Genomic DNA, 3,975 nt, shown 5'->3' on the forward strand with positions numbered 1-3,975 from the left:
CGATCGTTCTCGCGGCCATCATCGAGAGCATCCGGAGTGACCGGTGGCGCAGGGCCTTGCGTGCCATCTACTTCGTACCGTCAGCCATCTCGCTGACAGTGGCCGGCCTGCTCTTCTACTTCATCTACGAACCCAACCTCGGAATGCTCAACTACGTGCTGGACACCGTGGGGCTGGGTGCGTGGGCACAGCCGTGGCTGGGGCAGGAGAGCACGGCAATGCTGGCCGTCATCGCCATGAGCCAGTGGCAGGGATTCGGCTACTCGACCTTGCTCTTTGCCGTGGCCATCCAGCGCATCCCGTCCGAACTGTATGAAGCCGCGGCCCTCGACGGAATCGGACCGGTGCATCGATTCTTCAACGTGACCCTTCCGCTGGTGCGGGAGATGTCCGGCCTGATGATCATCGTTACGATCTCCGGCGCCTTCCAAGTGTTCAACGAGGTCATGGTGATGACCAGCGGCGGCCCGAACAACTCGACCCAAGTACTTGGAACCTGGCTGTACCGCAATGGATTTGTGCGTAATGACTTCGGCTACGCGGCGGCAATCGCCACCGTCATCTTCGTGGTCACGCTTAGCCTGGCCCTGATCCAGCTCTACATTTCCCGCAAGCGAAGGGTTGAATGGTGACTCGTACCTCGTTCCTCGGAAGCATCACGAAGGTCTTTGTCTGGAGCTTCCTCCTCGGCCTGGTCGTTGTTGTCCTCTACCCGCTGCTGTGGATGGTGCTCAACGGCTTCAAAGAAAACGCCGAACTCTTCGGCAACCCGTTCGCCATGCCGCTGGCATGGAACTGGGAAAACTACGCGGATGCCTGGAACCGCGGCGTGAACAACTATCTGGTCACCAGCGTGCTGGTCACGGTCACCTCCACCGTGGCCACGGTGTTCATCAGCGCCTGGGCGGCATTCGGCCTGACACGAGTGAAGATCCCGTTCAGCCGAACCATCGTCACGCTCATCCTCGGCGGGCTGATGCTCGCTCCGACGGTGGCACTGGTTCCGCTGGTCAAGCTTTTCCAGTCGCTGGGCCTCTACAACACTTTCTGGGCCCTGCTCATCCTGTATACGGCCTTCAGGATCCCGTTCACTACTTTCCTGATCCGCGCCTACATGATCGACCTTCCCCGCGAAGTCGACGAGGCAGCGGAGGTCGACGGCGCCAGCAAGGCCACCACGTTCTGGAAGATCATCCTGCCCATGTGCAAGCCCATCATCGTCTCCACCGTGATCCTGCACGTACTGTTCGCCTGGAACGAGTATCTGTTCGCCATGGTGTTTACCAGCGGAACGGACATGCAGACCCTGCCGGTGGGACTGACCAGCCTCATGAGCAAGCACGGCACCGATTATCCGGTGGTTTTTGCAGGCATGGCGATTGCGGCTCTGCCCGTAGTGCTGATCTTTTTCGCGGGGCAACGCTACTTCATCAAGGGACTCGCCGACGGAATCGGCAAATGAGGAACGCCGGACGGAACGCCGGCGGCTGGAAGGAAAAGGCATGATACGGCCAGCAGCGGATCGAATTACCGGATCCAACTTCGCGTACCAGCATCTGAGCCTGGAACGGTTCCTCGACGACATGGCCACCCTCGAACGGGAGCACCTGGAGCTGTGGGGCGTTGCGCCGCACCTGCACATACCGGCATTGGGGTTAGCCGATCTCCGCCGCATTCGGCGGCTGCTCAGAGAACGGAACTTGGTAGTCGAGTGCCTGACGCCGGAACAGGTTGCTTATCCGGTCAACCTGGCATCGAGCACGGGATGGTTGCGGGAGCAGAGCATCCGGATGTTCCACAAGGCAGTGGACATTTGCGTGGAACTGGAATCCCCGTTGCTGTTCCTGACCGCGGGCCGCGGCCTCGAAGACGAGCCGGTGCGCCATGCGTGGGACCTGGCCGTCGAGTCCCTAGGATCGGTCGTGAACTACGCCGAAGCCAACGGAGTGGAGTGCGTACTGGAACCGCTGCAGCGGACCGAGTCCAACCTGGTCAACGACATCGTCGGCTTGCAGCGGATGCTCGCGGACATCGGGTCGGCGAATCTCGGCGTAGCGTTGGACACCGTAGCCATGGCCGTCGCGGGGGAGACCGTGTCTGATTACGGGCGGGCATTCGGGAATCTCGTCAGGCATGTCCACCTTATCGACGGCGCACCGGCAGGACACCTGGCCTGGGGAGATGGAGAGTTGCCGCTGGGCCAGTACTTGTCCGAACTCGCCGAGATTGGCTACTCCGGATTTATGACCTTCGAACTTTTCGGGGACGGCAGGTACGCACTCGATCCGCTGCCCGCGCTGCGTCAGTGCATGGACGCGGTCGAGAACGCATCGGACCGCTCGGCTGGTATCGCTCCATCGTCATCCTGAGGTTGGGTTCGATGCGAGCTGTGAAGATTCCACCTGCCCCTGCTGCAACGGCCCCGGGACGGACTAACTCTGCGGAGACGGCCTGCTAGTTTGTCGTCATGACAGAACGCGTAGGACAACTCGCATCCATCTCGCTCGACTGCCCGGATACCGATCAACTGGCGACCTTCTACTCCCGGCTCCTGGGCCTTGAGGAAGCATTTGCCACTCCGGATCGCGGCGTCGTCGCCCTCTCAGGAGCGGGCCCCATGCTCACACTGATGCGCGTCGGCAGCTATGTTCCGCCCTCCTGGCCGGAAGGTCCGCAGCACCAGCAAATCCATCTGGACGTTGCGGTCGGCGACCTTGAGCCGGCGGTCGCGAGTGCTCTTGCCTTGGGCGCCACGGAAGCGGAGCACCAGCCCGCACCGGACCAGTGGCGTGTGCTGGTCGATCCGGTTGGGCACCCGTTCTGCCTCACGGTCGTCCGCCCCGACTAAGTTCGGCGCTCATCTCAACACCACCGCGATCCAGCCGTAGCACCTCACACCAGCCGAACCAGCTCCTTCAATAAGTCCTTGACGCGGGTGTCCTGATTTTCGGCCAGCATCTCGTTGGTTAGGAAGGAAAACCCGACGTTCTTGTCCGGCCAGGCGCCGTGCAACCCGCCGCCCGCTCCGGAATGTCCGAAGGCGGGAGCCACCGGCCCGTAGGTCCCGATGGGGTCGGCCAACTCGTAACCGAGGCCGAACCTCAGCGGCCGGTCGTTGATGGCGTCGACCCCCTCGGACCAAGTCCTGGTGGCCTCCCTCAGCGCCTCGGAGGAGACCAGGCCGCCGTCGGGGCTCGCCAGACGGGAGTACAGATTTGCCATCGCGTCGGCGGTGGCGATACCGCCGCCGGCGGCCAGCTGTCCGCGGCGCATCGCCACGCTGTTAAACGGATCCTTGTCCTCGTCGAGCAGGTTCTTGTACATCCGATCAACGATCTTGCGGCGTTCGGGGTCCTGGAGGTACGTGCTGATCGCGTAGCTCTCGGAGCGGAAGATCGTGGCGAGCCGGGGGTCGAGTTCCTCAGGCAACCCGAGGTAGATATCCAATCCCAAGGGGGCGCTGATGAGCTGGGAAATCAGCTCCCCAACGCTCTTGCCCGTGGCCCGCAGGAGCAGCTCGGACATGAAGTAGCCGTAGGTGATGGCGTGATAGGCAACCTTGCTGCCGGGCTCCCACAATGGGGGCTGCGCGGCCAGTGCAACCGCGTTTCCGGTGTTGTCGTACTGGCTTTCCTCTCCCGGCGGTTCCGGGTCCACGTAGGGGAGTCCCACGGTGTGGTTGAGCAGATGATAAACGCGCACGTCCTGTTTGCCGCCGGCTCCGAACTCGGGCCAGTAATCCGCCACGGGACGGCGCACGTCGAGCTGCCCGCGGTCCACAAGCATCGCTGCGACGGTTGCGACCACGCCCTTGGTTCCGGAGAACATGACTGCGAGGGTCTTAGGGCTCCAGACCTCCTCCACCGCTTCGGTGGGCGCACCGCGTTTTATCGTGCTGCCGCCGTAGAAGCGCGCCAGCGGTTGTCCGTCGCGGTAGACGCAAAAGGCCATTCCGCCCTGCGAGCGCTGCAGATG

Annotated in this window: 5 protein-coding genes; 4 read left to right on the forward strand and 1 reads right to left on the reverse strand. The window is 62.6% G+C overall.

Features of this window, described 5'->3' with window-relative positions:
* From RIF85_RS14980 to RIF85_RS14995, 4 genes are all read left to right on the forward strand, one after another.
* Positions 1-632, forward strand: a 632-nt coding sequence (locus RIF85_RS14980) for a sugar ABC transporter permease (RefSeq protein WP_309072700.1), incomplete at its 5' end; no start/stop codon positions are given.
* The gene (locus RIF85_RS14985) at positions 626-1,462 is read left to right on the forward strand and encodes a carbohydrate ABC transporter permease (protein WP_309072701.1); all 837 of its coding nucleotides are present in this window, start codon (positions 626-628) and stop codon (positions 1,460-1,462) included. The genes RIF85_RS14980 and RIF85_RS14985, both read left to right, overlap by 7 nt.
* A 40-nt stretch (positions 1,463-1,502) precedes the next feature.
* Entirely contained in the window at positions 1,503-2,369 is an 867-nt protein-coding gene (locus tag RIF85_RS14990) for a TIM barrel protein (protein ID WP_309072702.1), read from the forward strand.
* 98 nt (positions 2,370-2,467) lie between these two features.
* Positions 2,468-2,848: a VOC family protein gene (locus RIF85_RS14995; protein ID WP_309072703.1), complete on the forward strand. Its 381-nt coding sequence runs from the start codon at positions 2,468-2,470 to the stop codon at positions 2,846-2,848.
* A 44-nt stretch (positions 2,849-2,892) separates the two neighbouring features.
* Here the strand turns inward: RIF85_RS14995 and RIF85_RS15000 are convergent.
* Positions 2,893-3,975: serine hydrolase domain-containing protein (locus RIF85_RS15000; RefSeq protein ID WP_309072704.1), on the reverse strand; the 1,083-nt coding region annotated here is incomplete at its 5' end.

This window comes from Arthrobacter sp., from assembly GCF_031179385.1.
Lineage (GTDB): Bacteria > Actinomycetota > Actinomycetes > Actinomycetales > Micrococcaceae > Arthrobacter_D.